Below are 6,421 nucleotides of genomic sequence, written 5' to 3' on the forward strand. Positions count from 1 at the left end.
TTACTTGTAGGAATCGACCATTGTCTAATTCCTAGCGTAACGCTGTCTGTAGATACGAGAGTTTTCATACATGGTTGGAGTCTATTTTCAAATCAATGACTGGGTTTTGAGCGTTGATGAAAATAAGCTGTATCGACAAGATAGGGAAGTTACTGTTGAGCCACGCTTAATTAATCTTTTGCACTTCTTAGCGGAGCATGCGAATGAGGTGTTCAACCGCGAGGAATTGATTCAGTACGTTTGGGCTGGAGCGATTGTGACCGATCAAGTGGTGACTCAATCCATCTTTGAGTTGCGTAAGCTACTACGTGACGGTCGAGAGGAAAATACCAACTACGTTATCACGGTGCCCAAGCGTGGCTATAAGCTGGTAGCGAACGTGGTTACTATGACGCATGAAGAGTTTGTCACAAGTCGGCAAAATGAAGAGATCCCACCTTCGGTTGAAGAATCGGAAGAGGATTGTCTACCTATAGCACCAGCCGTTACCTTTCCTGCCGGTCCTCTAACTCGCGCGGTCTGCGAGATGTCAAAAGAGAAAAAAGCACCTCAGAGCAAAAACAAAATCAGTCCTTGGCGATTGGGAATTATGAACTTCATCTGGATCAGTATGTTGGTCGTAGTGATGGGCGTGTTTACCTACAAGCAATCGGAAGTGCGTATTACCCAAGCCATCGATACCCATCTGATTGAGTTCAAGTTTCAAGATAATTTTACGAATGAAGGATTAAGCTACGATTTGGCAGACGGATTCGCCCAAAAGTTGATGTCCGACATTGCTCAAGTCAGTGATTACCGAGTCATGCTAAAGAAGGCGTCGTTTAATTCTGGCATTGTGCCTGGTAAATCGGTTGTGGTGAGAGTTCGTGAGAATGACGGTGGCAGCTTTTTAGAGGTGGAATATCGCAATAACTCATCTGAGAAAGTGTTGTTTAGTCGTCAATACGCGTTAACCAGTAGTCATTTAAAGACAGTGCTTCAACAAGCGTCGTTGGATTTGATGCAAGTGCTGAAAGTGTCGGATGCCAAATTGAAATCTACGATGCTGGTGGCGGGAATGCCAATGAATCCCGACGCGTTGGAGTTGTTTGTTCAGGCTAACCATTACCTTAATGTCTCTGATACTAAACAATTCCGCCAAGGTATCGACTTGATGGAAAACATTTTAGAAATCGAGCCGGATAATGCTTACGTTCAAGCTGAGTTGTTGATTGCTTACCATGTACAAAAGGCACTTGATTTCTCACAGGAGTTGAAGAAAGGGCGAATGCAGCAGCTCAGTGAAGCACTAGAGACTAATGTGAAAATGATGGTGGGGCCAATTCAACCGCGAATTTATGAAGCTTTAGCACTGCACGAAACCATCATTGGTGACATGGCGTTAGCCAAGCGGCATCTCGGACAGGCATTGAGGTTACGTGATTCAGTGCTTTCCTATGTGATTCGCGGTAAGCACGCCGAATTGGATGGTGATCTGGATTTAGCCAGTGAGTCTTACAGTGAAGCTTTCTATATTGATACGTCGGTTGAGACGTACCTGCTGTGCGAAAACTTGGTCTTCCCAAGTAACATGAAGGCGATTGATTACGCCATGTATCGCGCCGTTCACCCTTCTGTCGTTCGAATGCTTTAATTCTCTCGGACTCAACGTCAGCCTAATGCTAGCCCCTCATTTCGATGAGGGGCTTTTTTGTCGCTGTCGAAAAGTGAAAAGGGTGGGGCGGTGGGGCAATGACTTACGAAGGAGCTAACAACGCAAGCTTGCAACGGGAATACATACCCGCTTTGCTTCTCTATCTCTATCTCTATCTCTATCTCTATCTCTATCTCTATTGATTGTATGAAGTGTCTGGATGAGTTATGTGGCGAGAATGATTTTGGTGCCTTCTTGCATGCGAGATGAATATTGACTTGGGTCAAGAAGCGCGATCAGGGAGAGATTTATGGAATCAACACTTCAGGGAATTAACCCTTCGGGATGGGGAAGTTGATAGAGGTTGATAACTTTTATCGCGATGACCAACGAGTTGATGAGAGTTTATCTATCGGTAGAAGGTTTGATGTTTTTCTTGTAACTGTATGAATAATATAGTTTTATGTTTTTGTGTTTATCATGTTTATCTCAACTTGATGTTGATGAACTAATCATTTTATTGATAACACCAAGTTTATTTTTTTCCCGATTTTTGGGCGTAGTCTTCACTTCGAAATTTAGCGAGGTCGAGAAGGTTCCTCCTCATAGCATCTCGCTAATAACCATTCAGTTTGAGTCATGTTGACTCGAGTAGAATAGATTTGGAGATGTTATGTCATCGAATGCGAAAAAAATCGGCCTTATTGCCTGTACGGGTGTCGTAGCCGGTAACATGATGGGTAGTGGTATTGCACTATTACCTTCTAGTCTTGCCTCTGTAGGCTCTGTTTCAATCTTCAGTTGGCTGATCTGTTTGGTCGGTGCACTGAGTCTGGCGTTCGTTTACGCTCGTCTGGCAACCAAAAACCCACAAGAAGGTGGTCCTATCGCTTATGCTGGCGAAGTGTCTCCGGTATTTGGTTTCCAAACGGGCGTTCTTTATTACCACGCGAACTGGATTGGTAACCTGGCTATTGCCATTACAGGTGTTTCTTACCTTTCAGTATTCTTCCCTGTGCTTAATAACCCAATTCCAGCAGGTATTGCGACGATTGCATCGGTATGGATCTTCACTTTCGTCAACCTACTTGGTGGTAGCTGGGTGAGCCGTCTATGTACGCTTGGTTTAGTTCTTATCCTTATCCCAGTTGTTGGTACAGCTGCATTTGGTTGGACGCACTTCGATACTGCGCTTTACAGCCAAAACTGGAACGTATCAGCAGGCACTGACAGCCACGCGGTAGTAACAGCGGTTCTTATCTGTCTATGGTCATTCGTAGGTGTGGAATCAGCAGCGGTATCGACGGGTATGGTAGAAAACCCTAAACGTACTGTACCACTAGCAACTATGTTAGGTACTGGTATCGCAGGTGTGATTTACATCCTATCAACTCAAATGATCAGCGGCATGTTCCCAGCGTCAGAAGTTGCGGCATCAGGTGCGCCATTTGCATTGGCAACCACTGAGCTATTCGGTAGCTGGACTGCACCATTCGTATCAGCATTCACAGCACTAGCATGTTTCACTTCGCTAGGTTCTTGGATGATGCTGGTGGGCGAGGCTGGTAAACGTGCAGCAAGCGATGGCAACTTCCCTAAAATCTACGGCGAAACTGACAAAAACGGTGTGCCTAAGAAAGGTCTAATCCTTGCGTCAATCAAGATGACTGCACTGATGGTTGTACTGATGTTCTTCAGCTCTAAAACAGCACACGCATCAGACCTGTTCAACCAGCTAACGACTGACGCAGTTCTACTAACAATGCTGCCTTACTTCTACTCAAGCATTAACTTGATTCGCTTCGAAGGTATGACAACACGCAACGGCTTCGTAATGCTGTTCTCTGGTGTGGCTTGTCTGTTCTGCTTCATCGCACTAGCAGGTGCAGAGGGCGGTACGCTAACAGCAACCTTCATCGTGTCTCTAGTTATCTTGATGTTCTACAGCAAAAAAGCAGGTCTTGCTCAGTACGTGAAAATGCACGCTGAAGACATGCCTGCCCAAGCAAGCAACTAATCCCCAAAACGCTGGCACTACGGTGCCAGCCCATAAAACCCAAATTCACGCGGCGCTCACCTTACTCATTGCCTGTAAATGGCAAAGAGCGCCCTCATTCGCCTTGGAGATGTCCAAATGAATATATTCGCTATCTTGAACCACATGGGTGTGTTCTTTAAAGAAGAGCCAGTTCGTCAACTTCACGCTGCTCTTGAGAAAGCGGGCTACGAAGTGGTTTACCCAGTAGATGATAAAGACTTGATCAAAATGATTGAGATGAACCCACGCATTTGCGGTGTGTTGTTCGACTGGGATAAATACTCACTTGAGCTATGTGAACGTATCAGCCAAATCAACGAAAAACTGCCTGTTCACGCATTTGCTAACGAACAGTCTACTCTAGACATTTCACTAACAGACCTACGTCTAAACGTGAGCTTCTTCGAGTACGCTTTAGGTATGGCTGACGACATCGCTATCAAAATCAACCAAGCGACTGAGGCATACAAAGATGCCATCATGCCTCCATTCACTAAAGCGCTATTCAAATACGTAGAAGAAGGTAAATACACCTTCTGTACTCCAGGTCACATGGGCGGTACTGCATTCCAGAAAAGCCCTGCTGGTAGCATCTTCTACGATTTTTACGGTCCAAACACATTCAAAGCGGACGTATCAATCTCAATGCCTGAACTAGGTTCTCTACTAGACCACTCAGGTCCACATAAAGATGCAGAAGAATACATCGCACGCACATTCAATGCAGACAGCTCGTACATCGTAACTAACGGTACGTCTACATCGAACAAAATCGTTGGTATGTACTCAGCACCTGCTGGCAGCACAGTACTGATTGACCGTAACTGTCACAAATCTCTGACTCACCTAATGATGATGAGCGACGTGACACCAATCTACTTCCGCCCAACTCGTAACGCATACGGCATCCTTGGTGGTATTCCACAAAGCGAATTCAGCCGCGATGTCATTGCAGAGAAAGTGGCGAAAACACCAGGTGCAACAGCACCAACTTACGCAGTAGTGACTAACTCAACTTACGATGGCTTGCTGTACAACACACAATTCATCAAAGAGTCGCTAGATTGTAAACACATCCACTTCGACAGTGCTTGGGTGCCTTACACTAACTTCAACCCAATTTACGAAGGTAAATGTGGTATGAGTGGTGAAGCGATGCCAGGCAAAGTGTTCTACGAAACACAATCAACACACAAACTGTTGGCTGCGTTCTCACAAGCTTCAATGATTCACGTGAAAGGTGACTTTGATAAAGAATCTTTCAACGAAGCATTCATGATGCACACTTCAACTTCACCTCAGTACGGCATTGTTGCTTCTACTGAAACTGCAGCGGCAATGATGCGCGGCAACACTGGTAAGAAGTTGATGCAAGACTCTATCGATCGCGCAATCCGCTTCCGTAAAGAGATCAAACGTCTAGAAGCAGAAAGCGACAGCTGGTTCTTCGATGTATGGCAACCAGAAAACATCGATACCACAGAATGTTGGAAACTAGACCCTAGCGACACATGGCACGGCTTCAAGAACATGGATGATAACCACATGTATCTTGACCCAATCAAAGTAACGCTACTGACTCCAGGGATGAATAAAGAAGGCGAACTAGAAGAATCAGGTATTCCTGCTTCGCTGGTGGCTAAATTCCTAGACGAGCGCGGCATCGTGGTAGAGAAAACAGGTCCATACAACTTGTTGTTCCTATTCTCAATCGGTATCGACAAATCAAAAGCAATGCAATTGCTACGCGGTCTAACTGAATTTAAACGTGGCTACGACTTGAACCTAACCATCAAGAGCTTCCTACCTTCGCTATACAACGAAGATCCAAGCTTTTATGAAGGCATGCGCGTTCAAGAACTAGCACAAGCAATTCATGACCTAACTAAGAAATACAACCTACCAGAGCTAATGTACAAAGCGTTCGATGTACTTCCAGAAATGAAAGTAACACCACACGCAGCATGGCAAGAAGAGCTTCGTGGCAACATCGAAGAAATCAAACTGGAAGAAATGGTTGGCCGCGTAAGTGCGAACATGATCCTTCCTTACCCTCCAGGTGTGCCACTAGTACTTCCTGGTGAAATGGTGACTCAAGAGTCTCGCCCTGTGCTGGACTTCCTAGAGATGCTTTGTGAGATCGGTGCGCATTACCCAGGTTTCGAAACCGACATCCACGGTCTATACCAACAAAAAGATGGTAGCTACACCGTAAAAGTATTGAAGAACTAAGTTCCTCTCGAAGATGACGCCATTGGGAATGCAAGCATGCTCCACTCTTACGAGCTCAATGTGTCATCGAACAATAACGACATTTAGATATACCCCTAACTAATCTGTCGTAAAGAGAAGGGCAAGGATGCTCTGATCTTTTCTTCTATATATAGAAGAAACACTTTTCCAAGACTTCACCTGAAGTACCCCAAATAAAAAGCAAAGACCAAAAGAGCAGTTCGTCATCGTTCTGCTCTTTTTTTCGTCTTTATATAGATAGAAAGAGAAAAAAGAACCAAGAGAGATAAGATCAGCAATCAAAATCACAAAGAAATCGGCGATCTTTTAATGCAGAAGTCAGGTGTTTCATCATGAAAAGATCCTCTGCAACCCGAAATATTAGACAAGATCGTTGAGTATCTATGCAGAATGCTCGTTATTTGTTCGGTTGAGAGTTTTTTTGCAAAAAACGCTTGTACTAATTTCTCAACCCCCTATACTGCGCATCCACCGACACGGAGTGAGACGAAAGTCAC

At 44.8% G+C, this 6,421-nt stretch carries 3 protein-coding genes; all 3 read left to right on the top strand.

From position 1 onward, the window contains the following. Positions 1–70: 70 nt before the first annotated feature. The 3 genes from cadC to R7E38_RS22165 all read left to right on the top strand — a co-directional run bounded on the left by cadC (position 71) and on the right by R7E38_RS22165 (position 5,903). Positions 71–1,633, top strand: a complete 1,563-nt coding sequence (gene cadC, locus R7E38_RS22155) for a lysine decarboxylation/transport transcriptional activator CadC (protein WP_085570153.1) — start codon at positions 71–73, stop codon at positions 1,631–1,633. Between the two features lie 673 nt (positions 1,634–2,306). After that, positions 2,307–3,650 carry a cadaverine/lysine antiporter gene (gene cadB / locus R7E38_RS22160; RefSeq protein ID WP_017635552.1) on the top strand — a complete coding sequence of 448 codons (1,344 nt, stop codon included), beginning with the start codon at positions 2,307–2,309 and terminating at the stop codon, positions 3,648–3,650. 117 nt (positions 3,651–3,767) lie between these two features. After that, positions 3,768–5,903: a lysine decarboxylase CadA gene (locus R7E38_RS22165; RefSeq protein ID WP_017635553.1), complete on the top strand. Its 2,136-nt coding sequence runs from the start codon at positions 3,768–3,770 to the stop codon at positions 5,901–5,903. Positions 5,904–6,421 lie beyond the last annotated feature (518 nt).

It is taken from the genome of Vibrio sp. Vb2131, from assembly GCF_033338535.1.
Lineage (GTDB): Bacteria > Pseudomonadota > Gammaproteobacteria > Enterobacterales > Vibrionaceae > Vibrio > Vibrio alginolyticus.